The 19,946-nt window shown below is 71.2% G+C and carries 14 protein-coding genes and 1 pseudogene; 5 read left to right on the forward strand and 10 right to left on the reverse strand.

All coding sequences use genetic code 11. The features are described 5' to 3' along the window. Window positions 1–125 precede the first annotated feature (125 nt). On the reverse strand, window positions 126–1,478 hold the full coding sequence (locus ACWDR3_RS36775; protein ID WP_450356916.1) for a class II 3-deoxy-7-phosphoheptulonate synthase: 1,353 nt from the start codon (window positions 1,476–1,478) through the stop codon (window positions 126–128). A 77-nt stretch (window positions 1,479–1,555) separates the two neighbouring features. Between ACWDR3_RS36775 and ACWDR3_RS36780 the strand changes: the two genes are divergently transcribed. Beyond that, a complete protein-coding gene (locus ACWDR3_RS36780) occupies window positions 1,556–2,152 on the forward strand; it encodes a HEAT repeat domain-containing protein (protein ID WP_450356918.1) in 597 nt (198 codons plus the stop codon). A gap of 3 nt (window positions 2,153–2,155) precedes the next feature. Here the strand turns inward: ACWDR3_RS36780 and ACWDR3_RS36785 are convergent, their stop codons facing one another. After that, window positions 2,156–2,578 (reverse strand): DUF4265 domain-containing protein, encoded by a 423-nt coding sequence (locus ACWDR3_RS36785; protein WP_450356919.1) that lies wholly within the window; start codon window positions 2,576–2,578, stop codon window positions 2,156–2,158. A 58-nt stretch (window positions 2,579–2,636) separates the two neighbouring features. Beyond that, a complete protein-coding gene (locus tag ACWDR3_RS36790; protein WP_450356920.1) occupies window positions 2,637–8,981 on the reverse strand; it encodes an RHS repeat-associated core domain-containing protein in 6,345 nt (2,114 codons plus the stop codon). A 155-nt stretch (window positions 8,982–9,136) separates the two neighbouring features. On the opposite strand from ACWDR3_RS36790, the gene ACWDR3_RS36795 reads away from it, so the two are divergent. Together ACWDR3_RS36795 and ACWDR3_RS36800 are read left to right on the forward strand one after the other, a co-directional pair. Continuing rightward, entirely contained in the window at window positions 9,137–9,193 is a 57-nt protein-coding gene (locus tag ACWDR3_RS36795; protein WP_356123226.1) for a trp operon leader peptide, read from the forward strand. Window positions 9,194–9,283: 90 nt separating this feature from the next. Then, window positions 9,284–11,164 (forward strand): anthranilate synthase family protein, encoded by a 1,881-nt coding sequence (locus ACWDR3_RS36800; protein ID WP_450356921.1) that lies wholly within the window; start codon window positions 9,284–9,286, stop codon window positions 11,162–11,164. On the opposite strand, the gene ACWDR3_RS36805 is transcribed toward ACWDR3_RS36800, so the two are convergent. From ACWDR3_RS36805 to ACWDR3_RS36825, 5 genes and pseudogenes are all read right to left on the reverse strand, one after another. Beyond that, window positions 11,116–12,111 (reverse strand): 2-hydroxyacid dehydrogenase, encoded by a 996-nt coding sequence (locus ACWDR3_RS36805; RefSeq protein WP_450356922.1) that lies wholly within the window; start codon window positions 12,109–12,111, stop codon window positions 11,116–11,118. The two genes, ACWDR3_RS36800 and ACWDR3_RS36805, sit on opposite strands and share 49 nt — an antisense overlap. 165 nt (window positions 12,112–12,276) lie before the next feature. Then, entirely contained in the window at window positions 12,277–13,305 is a 1,029-nt protein-coding gene (locus ACWDR3_RS36810) for a 6-phosphofructokinase (protein ID WP_450356923.1), read from the reverse strand. Window positions 13,306–13,437: 132 nt separating this feature from the next. Beyond that, window positions 13,438–14,112, reverse strand: a complete 675-nt coding sequence (locus ACWDR3_RS36815; RefSeq protein ID WP_124004233.1) for a response regulator — start codon at window positions 14,110–14,112, stop codon at window positions 13,438–13,440. Further along, window positions 14,109–15,347: a MacS family sensor histidine kinase gene (gene macS, locus ACWDR3_RS36820; protein ID WP_450356924.1), complete on the reverse strand. Its 1,239-nt coding sequence runs from the start codon at window positions 15,345–15,347 to the stop codon at window positions 14,109–14,111. Before macS ends, ACWDR3_RS36815 begins: the two co-directional genes overlap by 4 nt. 433 nt (window positions 15,348–15,780) lie before the next feature. Beyond that, a pseudogene (locus ACWDR3_RS36825) lies at window positions 15,781–16,521 on the reverse strand (lysophospholipid acyltransferase family protein); the annotation flags it as partial. A gap of 187 nt (window positions 16,522–16,708) precedes the next feature. On the opposite strand from ACWDR3_RS36825, the gene ACWDR3_RS36830 reads away from it, so the two are divergent. Together ACWDR3_RS36830 and ACWDR3_RS36835 are read left to right on the forward strand one after the other, a co-directional pair. Further along, window positions 16,709–17,488: an alpha/beta hydrolase gene (locus tag ACWDR3_RS36830; RefSeq protein ID WP_450356925.1), complete on the forward strand. Its 780-nt coding sequence runs from the start codon at window positions 16,709–16,711 to the stop codon at window positions 17,486–17,488. Then, entirely contained in the window at window positions 17,481–18,065 is a 585-nt protein-coding gene (locus tag ACWDR3_RS36835; RefSeq protein WP_450356926.1) for a hypothetical protein, read from the forward strand. Before ACWDR3_RS36830 ends, ACWDR3_RS36835 begins: the two co-directional genes overlap by 8 nt. A gap of 31 nt (window positions 18,066–18,096) precedes the next feature. Here ACWDR3_RS36835 and ACWDR3_RS36840 read toward each other — a convergent pair whose 3' ends face one another. Next, complete coding sequence (locus ACWDR3_RS36840; protein ID WP_450356927.1) at window positions 18,097–18,855, reverse strand: endonuclease/exonuclease/phosphatase family protein; 759 nt, start codon at window positions 18,853–18,855, stop codon at window positions 18,097–18,099. Between the two features lie 87 nt (window positions 18,856–18,942). Then, the gene (locus tag ACWDR3_RS36845; protein WP_124004228.1) at window positions 18,943–19,896 is read right to left on the reverse strand and encodes an ROK family glucokinase; all 954 of its coding nucleotides are present in this window, start codon (window positions 19,894–19,896) and stop codon (window positions 18,943–18,945) included. Between the last annotated feature and the right edge of the window lie 50 nt (window positions 19,897–19,946).

Consider the following 19,946-nt stretch of genomic DNA (forward strand, 5'->3'; position numbering starts at 1 on the left):
GGCGTGCTCTTCGGTGTGAAGTCGACGTCCGCCACTCCGCTGCCGTCGCAGACCAGGGTGAGGCGGTACGTGGTTCCCGGGGTGAGACCCCGCCCCACGACACGCTGCTGTAACAGGTGAAACGGTTACTGGTCCCTGTACATCTCGGCGACCAGGAAGGCCAGGTCAAGGGACTGGCTGCGGTTGAGGCGGGGGTCGCAGGCCGTCTCGTAGCGCTGGTGCAGATCGTCGACGAAGATCTCGTCGCCGCCGCCCACGCACTCGGTGACGTCGTCGCCCGTGAGCTCCACGTGGATGCCGCCCGGGTGGGTGCCCAGGCCCTTGTGGACCTCGAAGAAGCCCTTGACCTCGTCGAGCACGTCGTCGAAGCGGCGGGTCTTGTGACCGGAGGCCGCCTCGTAGGTGTTGCCGTGCATCGGGTCCGTGATCCACGCCACCACCGCGCCGGACGCCGTGACCTTCTCGACCAGCTCCGGGAGCCGGTCGCGGACCTTGTCGGCGCCCATCCGGACGATGAAGGTCAGCCGGCCGGGCTCGCGGTCGGGGTCGAGGCGCTCGATGTACTGCAGCGCGTCCTCGGCCGTCGTCGTCGGGCCCAGCTTGATGCCGATCGGGTTGCGGATCCGCGAGGCGAACTCGATGTGCGCGCCGTCCAGCTGACGGGTGCGCTCACCGATCCACACCATGTGCCCGGAGACGTCGTACAGCTGCCCGGTGCGGGAGTCGACCCTGGTCAGGGCGGACTCGTAGTCGAGCAGCAGCGCCTCGTGCGAGGAGTAGAACTCGACGGTCTTGAACTCCTCCGGGTCCGTGCCGCAGGCCCGCATGAAGTTCAGCGCGCTGTCGATCTCGCGCGCGAGCTGCTCGTAGCGCTGCCCGGACGGGGAGGACTTCACGAAGTCCTGGTTCCAGGCGTGCACCTGGCGCAGATCGGCGTAGCCGCCGGTGGTGAAGGCGCGGACCAGGTTGAGCGTCGACGCGGAGGCGTTGTACATCCGCTTCAGGCGCTCGGGGTCCGGGATACGGGACTTCTCGTCGAAGGCGAAGCCGTTGACCGAGTCACCGCGGTACGTGGGCAGCGTCACGCCGCCCCGCGTCTCGGTGCTCTTGGAGCGCGGCTTGGAGTACTGGCCGGCGATGCGCCCGACCTTGACCACCGGCACCGAGGCGGCGTACGTCAGCACGGCGCCCATCTGGAGCAGGGTCTTGAGCTTGTTGCGGATGTGGTCGGCGGACACCGCGTCGAAGGCCTCGGCGCAGTCGCCGCCCTGGAGGAGGAACGCCTCTCCCTTGGCGACGGCAGCCAACCGGGCGCGCAGCTGATCGCACTCGCCCGCGAAGACGAGCGGCGGATACGACTCGAGGTCCGCGATCACTGCGCGCAGAGCCTCGGTGTCGGGGTACTCGGGCTGCTGCGCCGCGGGCAGATCTCGCCAGGTGTTGCCAGCGCTCGCGCTGGTCTTAGCGTTCACGGTCACGGGCCCAACATTACGGGGTCGTGTCCTGGCCCCGGCCCCGTGCCCATGAAGTGAGACGCCGGATACGCTCTGTGGACATGGAAGCGGAGACCGCGTCACTGATCGAACAGCTCTCGGAAAAGCGCTCTCCGCGGCGTCGGAGCGCCGCGAAAAAGCTGGGCAGGGCGGGTGCCCCAGCCGCGGGTCCTGCGCTGCTGGGGGCGCTGCGCGCGGAGGTCGAGGACCCGAGGAGCTGGGAGACGCAGTACGAGATGGCGCTCGCCCTCGGGATGTGCGGCCATCGGGAGGCACAGCCGTTCCTGCGAGAGCTCGCCGGGCGTCCCTTCGCGGCCACGATGGTGTACGTGGCCGTCGGCGAGTCGCTCGTCCGACTGGCCGAGGATCCCGCGGAAGCCGTGCTGTGGTGCCTTCGGCAGGAGCCCGAGATGCTCGCCGACGGGGCGCTGCGAGGCGTCGCTCTGCTGGGTTTCGTACCGGACGAGGCGGTGTGCGGCGCGATCCTCGACTTCGTCGAGCGCACACCGGGCGAGCATCACCTCCGGTACTGGCCTGCCGTCGCCGCGGCCGACTGGCCGGGGCGTCGCGCGCGGGCGTATCTCAAGAAGTGCGCCAAGGGGCCGCGCGAGGACGTGGCGGAGGCCGCCCGCGCCTCGCTGGCACGGGCGGCCGGCTGAGGTTCAGCCCTCGTGCCACCAGTCGAGGGGGCGGCCGTCGTCCGAGAAGACGTTGGCGTAGGTCCACTGCCCCTCGGGCACGGCCTTCTCGTACGTCCGGAAGGCCTCCTCGATCGCGGGGAAGCCCGCCTTCGCCGGGACCGTGTACACGGAGAAGGTGTACCGCCCGTCCCGGGTGGCGCCGCGGTTGTCGAGCCGGCCGCCCAGGGCCTTGACCCGCTCGGTGAGTTCGCCGAGGCGTTCCCCTGCCGCGGCCGGGGCGCTGACCTGCACCGCGATGTTGCCGCCCCGGCCGGTGACGGTGAAGGACCCGTCACCGGCCACCGCGAGGGTGTCGCCGGCCGCCGTACCGGTGGCCAGCCCCGGCGAGCCGAGGAGCCGCCACCGGTCGCCGCCGAGGGAGCGCGCGGGCACGTCCTCGGTCACGGGGCGCCCGGAGGGGGCCGTCCCGGCCAGCAACCGGACCGTTCCGGCGTCGGCGGAGCTAGTCGTTTCTGCCGAACGGGGCACCGCAACTGCCTCTCTCGTAGCAGGACATGCCCGGGCTGGGCCGGCCACGGTTCTGGGCGCTGAGGTTACAGGCCGCGCCTTCCAGACAGACGTTGTACCGGGAGAGGTTGCCGCCCTGCGCGGTCGGCACGTTCCGGTGACCGAGGTGGACGTTGTCCGCGTTCCGGGTGGTCTGCCCGCAACGCCAGCAGGTGTACGTGCCGCCCGCGTCGTCCGCCTCGGCCAGCAGCTGCTGGCGTACCCCGTCCTGTCCCGCCCGCGATCCCGGGACCGTCGGCCCCGTGGAGAGGGCGACCTCCTTGGCGGTCGCGCCCTCGCCGTCGGACAGGACGCGCCCGCCGCCTCCGACGGGCTGTCTGGTGGCCGGGCGCGGGGCGCGTCCCACAGTGTCCTTGACCACCTTCGCGGCGGCGGCGACCTTGCCGCCGCCGGCCCGGACCGCGTTGGCCATCGCCTTGCCGCTCTTGGCCGCGGCGCCCGTCAGCGCGGTCGCCGCCTTGGCGGTCGCGGTCGAGACGGCCTTGCCGACCGAGGTGGCCGCCACCGCGTCCACCGCACGGGAGGCGACGGCGCTGACGCCCTTGCCCAGGACGCCGCCGAGCGCACCCGCCGCGGCACCGATGCCGACCCGGAGGCCGAGACCGCCCCAGGAGAAGTCGGTCTTGCCCTCGGCGACGTCGACGCCGTACCCGGCCGCCGCACCTGCCGCGCCCGCCGCGATACCGGCCACCACCAGGCAGCCGACACCGGTCGAGCAGAGCGCGCCCACCGCGATGCCGACGCCGATGCCGACGGCGACGTCCGCGATCAGGCCCTTGTTCTCCTTGGCCCAGTCCCAGGCCGCGGACGCACCGTCCTTGACCGAGTTCCAGACCCCGGACAGCGACCACAGGCCGGTCGGGTCGACGTACAGGATGGGGTTGTTGGCGCCGTAGGAGTACGGGTTGGCGGACTGTGCCGAGGAGTTGTCGAACGCCGGGTCGGTGGAGATGAACCGGCCGAGGTCGGCGTCGTAGTAGCGGGCGCCCAGTTCGTTGAGGCCGGTGGTGGGGTCCTTGGTCTTGTCGAGCCAGCCGTGGTCCGTCGGTGGGGCGGCCGATCCGGCCCGGATCTCACCGAACGGGTTGTAGTAGGTGCGCTCGACCAGGTTCGTCCCGGCCGGAACGGCGATCTGGGCCGAGCCCTGGGTGTCGTTGAGCTGCCACTTCAGCACGCCGCTCGGGAGCCGCACGGCGACCGTGGTGGACTCGACGTTGTAGTAGCGGGTTCCCTTGGCGATGCCGAGGGCGACGGTGATCTCCTGACCGTCGATGTAGAGGGTGGCCACGCCCAGCGGGTCGACCCGGGCCAGCCGGGTGCCGTCGGGCGCGTAGACGAACCTGGTGTGCTCGACCAGCTTGGCCGTGGCCTTCTCCAGCCGCTGCTGGGAGTCCCAGTCGTAGGTGGTGGGCAGCAGGCCCTGGACCTTCTTGGCCAGCGCGCCGTTCGCGTCGTAGGTGTAGCTGTCCAGGCCCGCCCGGGTCACGGCGTGCGGGTGGTCGGGGTCGTCGTAGCGGTAGGTCGTCGTGCCCAGCAGACCGCGCTCGGAGGTGACGTTGCCGTCCGTGCTGTAGGTCCAGGACTGGTTGTATCCGGCCGGTCCCGCGTGGGTCGTGGTGGAGTCGGCGTCGGAGCAGTCGGTCTTCTCGGTCGTCCAGGCGTGGTCGAGCCGGTTCTGCGCGTCGTAGGTGTAGCAGGAGGCGACCGGCTTGTGCAGCGCGGTGTCGGTGACGGAGGTGAGGTTGCCCGCGTCGTCCCAGGCGTAGGCGTCGTCCTGCTTGGCCTCCAGGTCGCCGGTCAGCGGCTGCTGGACGAGGGTCTGGACGCGGGACAGCCGCTGGGTGTCGTCCTCGTAGGAGTAGGCGCGGCGCAGGGTCAGGTGCGGGTTGGCGTAGTCGCGGCCGGCCAGCTTGCCGTCGGAGGCGTAGCCGGTGGCGGCGACGTAGTCGGTCCTGATCTGTTTGCCGGTCAGCGGGTCGGTGACGGTGCCGCCCAGGGTGACGGGGTTGCCGAGCCGGTCGTAGCCGGTGCCGACGGTCTCGGCGGGCGTGCCGATGACCGCGTCCGGGTACTCCTTGCTGACGACGTGGTCGGCGGAGTCGTATCCGTAGCGGACGGTGAAGGTCTTGGCGTGCAGGGACCCGCCGAGGCCGGCCGGGAACGTCCAGGTACGGCCGGTGACCCGGCCGCGCGGGTCGAACCCGGTGGCCTCGATGGTGTAGCTCTTGCCGTCCTGGTAGGTCGTCTGGGCGGTGTTGCGCCCGATGGAGTTCGGGACGTCCGGATCGTCGTACGTCCACGACGCCGTCTTCTCACCGCTGCCCGAGGCACCGGCCCAGCGCGCCACCGGGCGGTCGAGGGCGTCGTAGTCGGTCGAGACGGTGGGCGCGGCGGAGTCGATGTGCTTCGCGTCCCAGGTCGCGATCGTGTTGCCGTTGCCGTCGTAGCGGGCCCGGGAGCGGCCGGAGTCGGCGTCCTGAGCCGCGGTCCTGCGGCTCAGCAGGTCGTACTCGAACGTCGAGCGGTGTCCCTCCGGATCGGTGACGGAGGCGACCTGGTCGGCCGGCGTGTAGGTGTACGTCGTGGTCACGGCGTCGGCGCCGGTGCCCTCCTGAAGGGCGGTCTGACGGCCCCGGGCGTCGGTCGTGGTGGTCTTGGTGACCCCGCCCTTCGGGGGCACGATGCGGGTCCGGTCGCCGTAGTAGGTGTACGTGGTCGCCCACAGTTCCCTGCCGTCGCCGTACTGCGCCGAGCGGACCACCCGGCCGAGCGCGTCGAAGCTGCTGCGGGTCTCGTCGGTCCGGTCGCCGGGGACGGTGACCAGGGCGGTGCCCGGTGCGCCGTCGGTGACCACGGGCAGCGACTCGACGGCGGGGTTGCCGAGGTCGTCGTAGCGCTGGTCGGTGACGATCGTCCTGGGGGCGGTGTCGGTCGCGGCGGGCGAGAGTTCCTGGGTCTGCCGGTCACGGCCGAGCGAGTCGAGGTACTGCCATGTGGTGACGTACAGGTCACCCGACTGGAGCTTGCGCGTCGTCACCCGGGGCGGCTCGCGGTGATCCTGGTCGAGCGCGTAGGCGAACGTCTGCGCGGGCGGATCGTCGGCGCCCTGGTCGGGCTCGCGTACCGAGACCAGCCGGCCGAGGGCGTCGTAGCCGTTGACCGTCGTCCGTCCGTTGGCGTCCTTGACGTTCGACGGCTGCTGCCGGTCGGGGTCGAGGGTGGTGACCTCGGCGTGGCCGAGGGCGTCGGTCTCGGTGACCGTGGCGGGTCGCCCGACGGCCGGCGCGTAGGCGGTCCTCGTCGTGTCGCCGTTGGCGTCGGTCTCCGTGACGGTGCGGCCGTAGTCGTCGTAGGTCGCGCTCGTGGTGGTCGAGGCGGTGACGGTGCCCGGTCCGCTCGCGGTCACGGCCGCGACGCTCCGGTTCACATCGCCCTGGGTGACCGGCGCCGCCGGGTCCGTGGCCCCGTCGTAGTACTGGTCCTTCCCGTTGATCAGCGCCTTCGGGTCGTCACAGGTGCCGCTGTAGGTGCGCACCCGGTAGGGGAAGGCGAGCATCCAGCCCTCGACGGTGGCCGCCGAGCGGTCGTACGAGGACTTCGTGCAGCGGAGATCGGAGCCCACGGCGTCCAGCACCGAGGTGGCCTGGCCGTAGGTGTCGTAGTCGGTCGTCAGGGTCTTGGTCCTGGAGGAGCGGCTCCCGTCGTCGGCGATGACGGTCTCGCGGGTCTGCGACTTGTTCTCGACGACGAGATGCGCGTCGTCGTCCGGGTCGCTCTCGCCCTCCTTGGCCGGAGTCGTGTGCGCGGAGACGTAGTCGTGGACCGTGCCGCCGAGTTCGTACGTCGCTCCGCCCGCGTCGTCGACCTGGAACTGGATGCTCTCCCGCTCCTTGCCCCGCAGATACGGCAGGTCCTTCAGCGCGGTGCCCTGGGAGTCGGTGACCTCGACGGACTTGTGGGAGCCGTCGGCCTTGGAGTCGCCGTCCATGCCGCGGAAGTGCAGGGTGCGGGTGATCTGGGCGGCGCGGCCGGCGCTCTCGCCGCGGTAGCCGGGGTCGGTCATCTTGGCGACGTCGACGCTGCCGTAGCCGCGCCAGTCGCTCCAGGAGCGGCGGTCGGCCTTGGTGACCGGGTCGTCGTCGTGGTGCCAGGCGGGGGTGCCCCGGTAGCGGTACTCGGTGGTCTGCGGGGGTGAACCGCCGCCGCTGTCACGGACGGTGACCTTGGTGGTGAGGTACTTGTGCCAGACGCCGAAGCCGGAGGACTCGCCGTTGGTGCGCCAACCCGGGAAGCAGTCCTGGGTGTTGGAGTCGTAGCGGCCCTCGGGCAGGTCGTCGACCGGGCACGGGTCGGGCTGTCCGTAGGTGACGTCGACCTGCCGGCCCAGCTCGTCGACGAACTGGGTGATGCGCAGCTTGCGCATCTCGGGGGCGCCCGCCTCGGGGTCGGCATCGGCGCGGTTGGCGTACTCCTTGCCGGTGAACTCCACGGCGGGCAGCTTGAGTTCGCCGTCCCCGGCGAGACCGGTCTGCTGGACCTTGGTCAGCCACAGCATGGCGCTGGTGCCGTCGGAGGGCTCGGGATAGTCGTAGGTGAAGTCGAGCCGGTCCACGTCCGTCCAGCCGCCGTCGGAGTTCGACCGCTGGGCGGTGACGCTCCGCAGCAGGCTGTCGGTGAAGAACGTCGGCGACTTCTGCTCCTCGCCCGTGCAATCCCCGCTCGCGCACAGGGAATCGAGGGGCGCGTCGGGATACGAGCTCGCGTGGTCGGCGTCGAAGGCCGGGCAGTCGCCGCTGCCGTCGGCGGCCTCGACACAGCGCAGACCGGTGGTGAAGTGCAGCCGGGCGGGGGCCTGTTGGTCCTCGGCGCCGGAGCGCTGCGAGTAGACGATGTCCTTGAGGTGACCGCCGCGGACGTACGAAGTCGACTTGTCCGGGTCGCCGTTGCGGGCGTACCGGTTGGACTCCTGTGTGTAGAAGTACGTGTTGGAGTTGCCGTGCGCGTCCACGACACCGTCGAGGTTCCAGCGCCAGGCCTGTGTGCAGTACGAGTCCTCGACGCTGCCCTTGTGGCAGGGCTCGCCCTCGTCGTCGCCGAAGACCGGGACGGTGTAGACGGAGTCGGTGGTGGTGCCGGTGGTGGCCTGCTTGCCGCGGCCGAAGGTGTACCGGGTGCCCTGCGGGGTGGTCACCACCCAGTACTCGCCGTCGTTGTCGCCGTTCTCGGCACCCGTCCTGCGCTGGATCCGCCAGCCCGGGTCCTCCTGCGCGCGCCAGCTGTCGCCGCCCGCGGCCGTGTCCTTGACCAGCGAGGACGAGGTGCCCTGGAGGGAGATGCGGTACTCGTCGCCCGCCCAGCACAGGTCGCCGGTGTCACCGCCGTCGTCGACGCAGCCGTTGTAGCGGCGCTCGATGTAGGGCAGGGCGAGGTCCCAGCCCTGGCCCACCCACGAGGGCTGGTTGTTCTCGGCGGCGACCATGCCGTCGACGGCCTGCGAGGAGTAGCCGAGGCTGATGTCGGGGGCGTCGCCCGCGATCGCGGGGACCTGCGGCAGCGGCAACGACCAGGAGAAGTCACCGGAGTTGAGGCCGACCTGCCACTTGCTGGACGAGGAGAGCGTGGTCGCGGTGGCCGAACCCGTCTCGCCGTTCGGGGCGGCGGCGACCACGAAGACCGTGTCCGGGTCGGCGGCCACCTCGGCGGAGAGGGTGTGCGTGGTCAGGTCGATGCGGCTCTTGACCGGCGCGCTCTTCTCGCAGCCGGCGGCCCGGGGCGTGGTCAGCGCGCACGCGGGCTTGGCGATCAGCCGCAGCCGGGTCTCGAAGTCGGCACCGAAGGCCCGGCGGAATCCGGCGGTGTCGACGCGGACGCCGACCCGGTCGGTCGGCTCGGCCGCCTTCAGGGTGAACGCCGTTGCGTGACCGCCGAGTTGGCGGGCCTTGGTGTTGTCGTACGCCCGGACGTCGACCGTGTCGGGGGCGGCGGAGCGGCTGCGGGGCGCGGTGACCGAGACGGCGGTGTCGGCGGCGCGGACGGGCTTGGTGCCGACGGTGACGGTGTCCGCGCCGGGCTCGGGCCAGGCGACACGCGCGGCCTCGGCGTCGGCGAGGGGTCTGCCCTGGGCGTCGACCGGTCTGGTGTCGAGCGGGGCACCGGCCCGCTGCTCGGTGCGGTCGATGCTGGTCACGGACTTCTCGGCGTCGGCGACCGAGACGGCTTTCGCGGGCGTGGACGCGGACGCGGCCCGGGCGAGGGCCGGTTGAAGGCCTGATAACCCCATCGCCATGACGACCGCAGTGACGCATGACGTGCGGAAGCGATTCATGTGTCCCCCTTCACACGGTGAGCCTCCAGCGTCACCGCAGATCATGAGCACGTCAATGAACGGGCTGAGTGGCTCCTGTGAAGGTGGTGGGGTGGTGTAGGGTTCCGCGCATGCTCGCGCACTCGATCCAGAACTGGTGGTGGACCGCTCATCCGGCGGCCCACTGACTGCGCGTACGCAAGACTTCGCGAAGGCCGCCCGAGGGCGGCCTTCGGCGTTTCCGGGGTCGTTCCTCACCGACAGATGGCAGAGGAACCATGGACCTGAACCGACTGCTGCACGACGACCGCCCGTTCGCCGTGCTGCGCCGCCGCACTCCGGGCCACGACGAGCACACCGTGGAGGTGTTCCTCGGCCCGGTCACCACCTGCGACCGCCTCGCCGACCTCCCCGACGAGGGCCTGGCCCTGATCCCCTTCCGCCAGATCCGGGAACGTGGCTTCGACGTCCGCGACGACGGCACACCCCTGGCGGTCCTGGTCCCCGAGGAGTCGTACGGGATCCCGCTCGCCGACGCCCTGGCCCAGCTCCCGGCGCACGAAGTGCGCGTCGAGGACGGCGGCTTCGACGTGGCCGACGAGGAGTACGCCGGGATCGTCGGGCGCGTGTTGCGCGAGGAGATCGGCAGCGGCGAGGGCGCGAACTTCGTGATCCGGCGGACCTACGAGGGCGCGATTCCGGGGTTCGGCCGGGCCGACGCGCTCGCGCTGTTCCGGCGGCTCCTTGAGGGCGAGCGGGGCGCGTACTGGACGTTCGTCGTGCACACCGGGGAGCGCACGCTGGTCGGCGCGAGCCCCGAGGTGCATGTGCGGATGTCCGGCGGCACGGTGGTGATGAACCCGATCAGCGGCACGTACCGCTATCCCGCCGAAGGCCCCACCCCCGAGCACCTGCTCGGCTTCCTCGCCGACGGCAAGGAGATCGAGGAGCTGTCGATGGTCGTCGACGAGGAGCTCAAGATGATGTGCACCGTCGGCGACATGGGCGGGGTCGTGATCGGACCGCGGCTGAAGGAGATGGCCCATCTCGCGCACACGGAGTACGAGTTGCGCGGCAAGTCGTCCCTGGACGCGCGCGAGGTCCTGAAGGAGACCATGTTCGCGGCGACCGTCACCGGGTCGCCGGTGCAGAACGCCTGCCGGGTCATCGAGCGGCACGAGGTCGGAGGGCGCGGCTACTACGCCGGCGCCCTCGCCCTGCTCGGCCGGGACTCCGGCGGGGCCCAGACCCTCGACTCCCCCATCCTCATCCGCACCGCCGACATCTCCGCCGACGGGCGCCTGCGCGTGCCGGTCGGTGCGACCCTCGTGCGCGGCTCGGACCCGGCGAGCGAGGTCGCGGAGACCCACGCGAAGGCGGCGGGTGTGCTGGCGGCCCTGGGCGTACGTCCTGCACGGCCGCGCGAGGAGCACGCGCGCGTGAGTCTCGCCGACGACCCACGCGTGCGTGCCGCGCTCGACGGGCGCCGGGCCTCCCTCGCCCCCTTCTGGCTGCGGATGCAGGAGCGGACGGACGCCCTGGCGGGACACGCCCTGGTCGTCGACGGCGAGGACACCTTCACGGCGATGCTCGCGCACGTGCTGCGCTCCGGCGGACTCGACGTCACCGTCCGGCGGTACGACGAGCCGGGACTGCGGGAGGCGGTGCTCGCGCACGAGGGTCCGGTCGTCCTCGGCCCCGGTCCCGGCGACCCCTCCGACACGGCCGACCCCAAGATGCGGTTCCTGCGCGACCTGACCGCCCGGGTCCTGCGCGACCACCGGCACGGCGTCCTCGGCGTCTGCCTCGGACACGAGCTGATCGCGGCCGAGCTGGGCCTGGAGATCGTACGGAAGGAAGTCCCCTACCAGGGCGCGCAGACGGCGATCGACCTGTTCGGGCGGACCGAGACCGTCGGCTTCTACAACAGCTTCGTGGCGCGCTGCGACGACGAAGAACTCACCGAACTCGCCGCGCACGGGATCGAGGTGAGCCGGGCCGCCAACGGTGAGGTGCACGCACTACGAGCACCCGGATTCGCGGGCGTGCAGTTCCACCCGGAGTCCGTGCTGACGCTCAACGGGGCAGCGGTGGTGCGGGAGTTGATCGGTCAGCTGCGGGGCACGAGGACGTTCTCGGAGCGGCGGCCGGCCGTGTAGTCGAGGACGTTGCGGACGGTGGCCTCGATGATCTGACCGACGGCGTCCTCGGTGTAGTACGCCTGGTGGGAGGTGACCAGGACGTTCGGGAAGGTGACCAGCCGGGCCAGGGTGTCGTCGTCGACGGCCTCCAGGGACCGGTCGAGGAAGAAGAGGCCCGCCTCCGCCTCGTAGACATCGAGTCCTACGCCCGTGAAGCGGCCCTCGCGCAGTTCGGCGACGAGGGCCGCGGTGTCGATCAGGCCGCCGCGGCTGGAGTTGATCAGGATCGCGTCGTCCTTCATCGCCTTGAGGGCCTCGGCGTCGATGAGCCGCTGGGTCTCCGGCAGCAGCGGGACGTGCAGGGTGACCAGGTCGGACTCGGCGAGCAGCTGCTCCTTGGGGACGTACTTCATGCCGAGCCGCACGCACTCCGGGTTCTCCGCGACGTCCCAGCCGAGCAGGTCCATGCCGTAGCCGTGGGCGATCCGGGCGAACGCCTCGCCGATCTTGCCGGTGCCGAGGACGCCGGCGGTACGGCCGTGCATGTCCCGGCCCATCAGCCCGTCCAGGCGGAAATCGAAGTCACGCGTGCGTGTGGCCGCCCGGACGATCCGGCGGTTGACGGCCATGGCGAGGGTCCAGGCGAACTCGGCGACGGAGTACGGCGAGTAGTACGAGACCCGGGCGACCGTGATGCCGAGCCGCTCGGCGACACCCAGGTCGATGTTGTTGAACCCGGTGGACCGCTGGGCGATCATCCGGGTGCCACCGGCCGCGAGGGTCTCCAGGACGCGGGGGCCGAGATCGGCGTTGACGCTGGTGGAGATGGCCTCGTGGCCCGTGGCGATCGGGGCGGTGTCCTCGTCGAGGAAGACGCTCAGACAGCGGACCTCGTGGTGACCTGCGAACGCGCTCTCGATCAGCGGCTTCTCGTCGGCCTGGACACCGAAGGCAAGGACCTCCACGACCGCTCCCGTTCCGGTGGGCTATGGGCAGAACATTCCGAATATACGACCCATAACCCACCCGCGCCGGTCGGAGGAAGCCGATCAGGAGCTGGTCGGCAGCCCGCCGAAGAAGAGGCCCGTCGAAGATGAGGCCTGCCAATGAAGAAGCTGCCGAAGAAGAGGTCAGCCGAAGAAGACCCCCACCTCCTCGTACAGCGCCGGATCCACCGTCTTCAACTTGGCCGTGGCCTCCGCGATCGGGACGCGGACGATGTCCGTGCCGCGCAGGGCGACCATCTTGCCGAAGTCGCCGTCGTGGACGGCGTCGATGGCGTGCAGGCCGAAGCGGGTGGCGAGCCAGCGGTCGAAGGCGCTGGGCGTGCCGCCGCGCTGGATGTGCCCGAGGACGGTGGTGCGGGCCTCGTGGCCGGTGCGCTTCTCGATCTCCTTGGCCAGCCACTCGCCGACCCCGGAGAGCCGCACGTGCCCGAAGGAGTCCAGCGTCCCGTCCTTGAGCACCATGTCGCCGTCCTTGGGCATCGCGCCCTCGGCGACGACCACGATCGGGGCGTACGTGGCCTGGAAGCGGGAGGTGATCCAGGCGCACACCTGCTCGACGTCGAAGCGCTGCTCGGGGATGAGGATGACGTTGGCGCCGCCGGCCAGGCCGGAGTGGATCGCTATCCAGCCCGCGTGGCGGCCCATCACCTCGCAGACCAGGACCCGCATATGGGACTCGGCGGTGGTGTGCAGGCGGTCGATGGCCTCGGTGGCGATGCCGACCGCGGTGTCGAAGCCGAAGGTGTAGTCGGTGGCGGAGAGGTCGTTGTCGATGGTCTTGGGCACGCCCACACAGGGCACGCCGTGGTCGTCGGACAGTCGGGCCGCGACGCCGAGGGTGTCCTCGCCGCCGATCACGATGAGCGCCTCGACCTCCTGCTCGGCCAGGTTCTCCTTGACCCGGCGGATGCCGTCCTCCTGCTTGAGGGGGTTGGTGCGGGAGGAGCCGAGGATGGTGCCGCCGCGGGGCAGGATGCCGCGCACGGCGGGGATGTCGAGACGCACGCTGTCGTTCTCCAGTGGACCGCGCCAGCCGTCCCGGAAGCCGACGAAGTCGTAGCCGTACTCCTGCACGCCCTTGCGGACGATGCCCCGGATGACGGCGTTGAGCCCGGGGCAGTCGCCGCCTCCGGTCAGTACTCCGACGCGCATGGAAGATTCCCTTCGCCGCAGTTTCCTGTGACAGCCACGCTAATGGTGATCCAGGTCACAGCGGGATGGGTGGGAAGGTCAATTCCACTGAAGCGCCGGTCTGTTCGACCGCTTCGCGGCGTGCGCGTGCGGCTACTCGTCGTCCAGACCGCGCTCGATGGCGTACCGGACCAGCTCGACCCGGTTGTGCAACTGGAGCTTGCCGAGGGTGTTCTGTACGTGGTTCTGGACCGTGCGGTGGGAGATGACCAGGCGTTCGGCGATCTGCTTGTAGCTCAGGCCCTTGGCGACCAGGCGGAGCACCTCGGTCTCGCGGTCGGTGAGCTGCGGGGCCTTGGGCTCGTCGCTGCCGGCGGCGGGCGCCGGGTCGGAGGCGAGGCGGCGGTACTCGCCGAGGACCAGTCCGGCCAGGCCCGGCGTGAACACCGGGTCGCCGACGGCTGTGCGGCGCACCGCGTCCAGCAGTTCCTCGGTCGACGCGGACTTGAGGAGGTAGCCGGTCGCGCCGGACTTCACTGCCTCCAGGACGTCGGCGTGCTCGCCGCTCGCGGACAGGACGAGGACGCGCAGGGCGGGGTTGTGGCCGACGAGTTCCTTGCAGACCTGGACGCCGGGCTTGAGCGGCAGGTTGAGGTCGAGGACGAGGACGTCGGGGCCGACGGCCTTGGCACGGCGTACGGCCTGGTCGCCGTCGCCCGCGGTGGCGACCACCTCGAAGCCGGACGCGGCCAGGTCGCGGGCGACGGCGTCGCGCCACATCGGGTGGTCGTCGACCACCATGACCCTGATCGGGCCCTGCTCACTCATCGCCGCTCCGCCTTCCCGTCCTTCGTGCGGTCCGTCTTCCGATTCTTGGGCACCTTCAGCTCGACCTCCGTGCCCTGGCCGGGCACGGAGATCAGTTCGGCGCTGCCGCCGAGTTCGCGCAGCCGGCCCCGGATCGACAGGGCGACCCCCATCCGGCCCTCGCCCTCGGCCTGGGCGAGCCGTCCCTCGGGGATGCCGGGTCCGTCGTCCCGTACGGTCACCACGACCTCGTCGGGTTCGTCCTCGACCAGGATCCACGCGCGCGCGTCCTCGCCGGCGTGCCGGTGGACGTTGTCGAGGGCGGCCCCGACGGCGGCGGCCAGCTCCCGGGCGGCGGGCGCGGGCAGCGGCACCGGCGCGCCGGGCTCGGCGAAGCCGACCTTGGCGGCGGCGTAGGGCGCGAGCAGGGTCCGCAGATCGACGGGCCCGTCGTCCTCCTCCTCGGGCGCCTCGACGGCCCGCACGACCGCTCCCTGCGCCGCGTCCTCCGAAGCATGCGATACGGGTACGAGGCCGCCGGAGACCAGCATGCGCAGGGCGACCTCCTGCTCGCCGGCCAACCGGCCCAGCTCGGCCGCCTCGCCGCCCAGGCTCAGACTGCGCCGCTGCACCATGGCCAGCACCTGAAGCACACCGTCGTGGATGTCCCGGGCCAGCCGCTCCCGCTCCCGGGTGGCGGCCTCGATCTCCAGGGCGCGGGCGAGGGTGCGCTCGGAGGCGCGGGCCACCTCGACGACGTAGCCGATGGCGATGGAGGCGACCCAGACGAGGATCACGTTGTGGACGGTGTCGCGGGCCGGGGAGCCGCGCTCGATCAGGTTGGCGGCGGCGACGGGCGTGGAGGCGAAGGCGGCCCAGCGCCACCCGCCCTTGATGGCGAACGCGAGCACCGAGCCGGCGGTCCATATCGACGGCAGGGTGGGACCACCGCTGCTGACGTGGTGGTCGTCGGCGACGAGCGGGGTGAGCAGGATGCCGATGAGCGCGATGGAGAGGTCGACGGCGAGGAAGCGCTTGGTGCAGGCGACCGCGTTCTGGACGCGGGGCAAGGTGGCGAGGGTCCACACGAACAGGACGACGAAATAGACGATGGCGATCCCGGGCCGGTCGTACTCGTCGTAGGCGGTGGCGAACAGGCCGACCGCGTACAGCATCGTGAGCACCCGGTAGGCGGTCAGCGCACGCCACAGCGGCTGCTCGACCGACATCCTCATCACTTGCTCACGCCTGGCCATGACCCCGTCCCCCTCCACACACTCCAACACGCCGTTGCGCGACCGTCCGCGCGCCCCCAGCCTGCCGTGTCCCGACGCCCTAGGACCCGGACTTCTCCCGATCGACTCCGGTCGAGTCCACGACCGGTTCGTCTGCCGACGGCTCGTGCGGGGCGGGTGTTTCTGCGGGCGGCTCGTGCGAGGCCGGTGCCGGCGTGTCTGCCGACGGCTTGCCCGCTGCGGCTGCGACCGCGTCCGCAGGCGCGGGGCCGACCGCCGCAACATCGGCTGCCGACTCGCCCGCTTGCGCGGTGTCCGCCGCGGGCTTGGCCGCCTCGGCCTCGTCCGCTGCCGTTGCGCCCACTGCCGCCGTACCCGCATGCGCCGTACCCGCTACGGACCCGTCCGTGTCGGGCTCGCCCGCTGTCGCCGCGTCCGCCTCAAGCTGGGCCGCCGCCGTCCTCTGTTTCTCCGCCTGAGCCTGCGCAGCCTTCGCCGACTTCTCCGCTTCCTTGACCGCCTTCGTCGCCTCCGCGAGCTGGCGCTTGGCGGCGGTCGCGTAGATGTCGACGTACTCCTGGCCGGAGAGCTTCATGATCTCGTACATGACCTCGTCGGTCACGGCGCGCAGGACGAAGCGGTCGTGTTCCATGCCCTGGTAGCGGCTGAAGTCGAGGGGCTTGCCGATGCGGATGCCCGGGCGCATCAGCTTGGGCATCACCTTGCCCGGCGGCTGGATCTTCTCGGTGTCGATCATCGCGACCGGGATCACCGGCGCGCCGGAGGCGAGCGCCACGCGCGCGAGGCCGCCCGGCTTGCCCCGGTAGAGGCGGCCGTCGGGCGAGCGCGTGCCCTCCGGATAGATCCCGAACAGCTCACCGCGCGCCAGGACGTCCAGACCGCTCTGGATCGCCGCCTCACCCGCGCCGCGCGCCCCTGAGCGGTCCACCGGGAGCTGGCCCACCCCCTTGAAGAAGGCGGCCGTCAGGCGGCCCTTGATACCGGGGGTGGTGAAGTACTCGGCCTTCGCGATGAAGGTCACCTTGCGGTCCAGGACCGCGGGCAGGAAGAAGGAGTCGGAGAAGGACAGGTGGTTGCTCGCCAGGATCGCGGGGCCCTCGGCCGGAATGTTCTCCAGGCCTTCGACCCAGGGTCTGAAGGCGACCTTCAGCGGCCCCCCGATGGCGACCTTCATCGTGCCGTACAACAACCGACTGCCTCCTGTGTCTGTAGATCAGACCTTAACGCGGCCTGCCGCCAAAGGAGCCGACGACCCTGGTCGGTGTCAGTGCGGTCGCGTACGGTGAATCACCTGGACTTCACGTGACTTCGATGAACCGCCACTCCCATGAACCGCCACTCTCATGAACAGGAGACCGAAGGTGCCGGTCCTTCCTGGAGCCGAGCCGTACCGCCACGAGGGCGGAGAGGCAGGGGTCCTCCTCTGCCACGGTTTCACCGGTTCCCCCCAGTCGCTGCGCCCCTGGGCCCAGCATCTCGCCGCGCACGGACTCACGGTCTCGCTGCCGCTGCTGCCCGGCCACGGCACCCGCTGGGAGGACATGCAGCTCACCGGCTGGCAGGACTGGTACGCGGAGGTGGACCGCGAGCTGCGGGCCCTGCGCGAGCGCTGCGCCGAGGTGTTCGTGGCCGGCCTCTCGATGGGCGGCACCCTCGCCCTGCGCCTCGCGGCCAAGCACGGGGACGCGGTCAGCGGAGTGATCGTCGTCAACCCGGCGAACAAGATGCACGGCGCCGCGGCCCACGCCCTTCCGGTGGTCCGCCATCTCGTGCCGTCGACGAAGGGCATCGCCAGCGACATCGCCAAGGAGGGCAGCGAGGAGCTGGGCTACGACCGGGTGCCCCTGCACGCGGCGTACGCCCTGCGGAACCTGTTCCGGCAGGTCGACCGCGAGCTGCCCCAGGTCACCCAGCCGCTGTTGCTGCTGCGCAGCCCGCAGGACCATGTGGTGCCGCCGGCCGACTCGGCCCGGATCCTCGGCCGCGTCTCCTCCCGGGACGTGACGGAGATCCTGCTGGAACAGAGCTACCACGTCGCGACGTTGGACCACGACGCGGACCGGATCTTCGAGGAGAGCCTCGCGTTCATCGGCCGGCTCGCACCCAGTGTCGGCAAGGAAGGGACGGCCGCAGGTGGCTGAGCACGACTCGGATCGCGAGGACCGCGAACCCGAAGAGCAGGGCGTCCCGTTCGACGAGGCGGCCGCGTGGGCGGCGATCGTCGAGGGGTACGGCGAAGAGCCCCCGGACCCGCCGGGTGCCAAACCCTTCAAGTCCATCGAGGATCTGGCCCTGTTGGAGCCGGAGACCAACGACGCGCCCTCGGCCGAGCCCTCTTCCAAGCCGAAGGAGGAGGAGAAGAAGAAGCCGGCGGAGCCCCTCGGCGGCTCCGTCTCCTTCGCCCCCGGCGTCGGCCCGCGCGACTACCCGGCGCCCGAGCCGGCCGAGTCGGACTTCGACGAGGACGACGAGGGCCACTTCGTCCCGCCGGAGCCGCCGCCCCTGCCCGCCGCCGACGTGACCGCCAAGTTCGCCTGGCTCGGCGTGATCGGCGGCCCGCTGCTCCTCCTGCTCGCGGTCCTGCTCGGCTGGGAGATGACCTGGTGGCTGACCACGGTCGGCATCGGCGGCTTCCTCGGCGGGTTCGCCACGCTGGTGATGCGGATGAAGACGGACGACGAGGACGAGGGGGATCCGGGGCGCGGAGCGGTCGTGTAGCTCCCTGGATCCACCGACGTTCTGAAGACAGCTAGCTCGCGGGGATCCGGAGGGCGGCCAGGACCGGCAGATGGTCCGTGGCCGCCCTCAGGTCTGTCTCCGTCACCCCCGGTTGGCCCAGCGGGACGCCACAACCCAGTACCTCGACCCCCTTCGTCGCGAAGATCGCGTCGATGCGCTGGAAGGGCGTGACGGGGTTGAACGTGTACTCGCCGCCCCACGGGACGGTGGTCCGGCAGTCCTGAAGCCCCTCGGTCAGCCGCTGGAAGGCAGGTCCACCGGGACGTTCGTTTATGTCGCCGCCCGCGATCGCGTGGTCCGTGCCGAGGCCGGCGAGGCGGTCCAGGAGCATGCCGCTCTGCTCGTGCCGCTCGTCCTTCTGCAGGGAGAGGTGACAGCTCAGCACGCCAAGCCGCGCGCCGCCGAACCGGACGACCGCGGTGGCGAACCCGCGCCGGTGCTGGCCGGGGGTGAGCGGCAGCAGGACGTCCTCGGTGCGCTCGACGGTGGCGCGGAGGTTGCACAGGATCGCCGGTCCCGCCGCGGTGCCCCCGCCGGTGAGGACCACCTGCCCGGAGGCGGCCGCGAGCCGGGCCAGCTTCTTGCGCCAGCGGAAGAAGCGGGGGGCCTCCTGGACCAGCACCAGGTCGGGGGCGCAGGCGCTGATCACACGGGCCAGCGCCGCGGTGTCGTCGCGCATCGAGCGGATGTTGTAGCTGAGGACCCGGATGACGGCGGAACCGTCCGGCTCGGTCCGGGAGTTGGGCAGCAGCGGGGTCGAAATCGCCATGGTCGCCAACATACGACGAAGCCCGCCGTCCCGGGGTACGGGCTCGGCGGGCGCGGCCGTGCGGACAGCGATGTCACCGGACCGGCGTCACATGATCGGGTCGGGCTCCCGGGCGAGGTCCGCGGCACCGACGAGGCCCGCCTTGTTGCCGAGCTGGGCCGCGATCACGTCGGCGACCGGGCGCCAGTTGCCGCCCACCAGCCAGCGCTTGTACGACTTGCGGATCGGGTCGAGGACGAGCTCACCCTCGTCGGAGAGGCCGCCGCCGACGATGAAGGCGGAGGGGTCGAAGAGCGAGGCGAGGTCGGCGAGACCGGCGCCGGCCCAGCGGGCCAGCTCACGGTAGGAGTCGACGGCGACCGGGTCGCCCTGCCGGGCGGCCATGGAGATGTGCTTGCCCTCGATGCTGTCCGGGTTGCCGTCACCGAGGCCGAGCAGGATCTCGGCGTTCTCGGGGGTGGCGTTGGCGCGCTGCTTGGCGTATCTGACGAGGGCGCGGCCGGAGGCGTACTGCTCCCAGCAGCCCTGCGAGCCGCAGCCGCACAGCAGGCCGTCCGGCACCATCCGGATGTGGCCGAACTCGGCGGCCACGCCGAAGTGTCCGCGGCGCAGCTTGTTGCCGATGATGATGCCGCCGCCGAGGCCGGTGCCCAGCGTGATGCAGATGACGTTGCGGTGGCCCTTGCCGGCACCGAACTTGTACTCGCCCCACGCGGCCGCGTTGGCGTCGTTCTCGACCACGACGGGAAGGCCGACGCGGCCCTCGACCTTCTCCTTCAACGGCTCCTGGCGCCAGTCGATGTTCGGCGCGAAGTAGACCGTGGAGCGCTGCCTGTTCACGTAACCGGCCGCACCGATACCCACGCCGACGATCTCGTGCCCGGCCCGGGCGCCCTCCACCGCGGAGGCGATGGCGTCCACGATGCCCTCGGGCGTACTCGGGGTCGGCACCTTGTGCGTCGAGAGGATGTTGCCTTCCTCATCGACCACGCCGGCCGCGATCTTCGTGCCGCCGATATCGACGCCGATGGTGAGTCCCATGAATCCCTCAGTTTCGGTCGAGCCCCGCTATGGGCCACCGTACCCGAGGG

This window comes from Streptomyces sp. NPDC001002, from assembly GCF_053599215.1.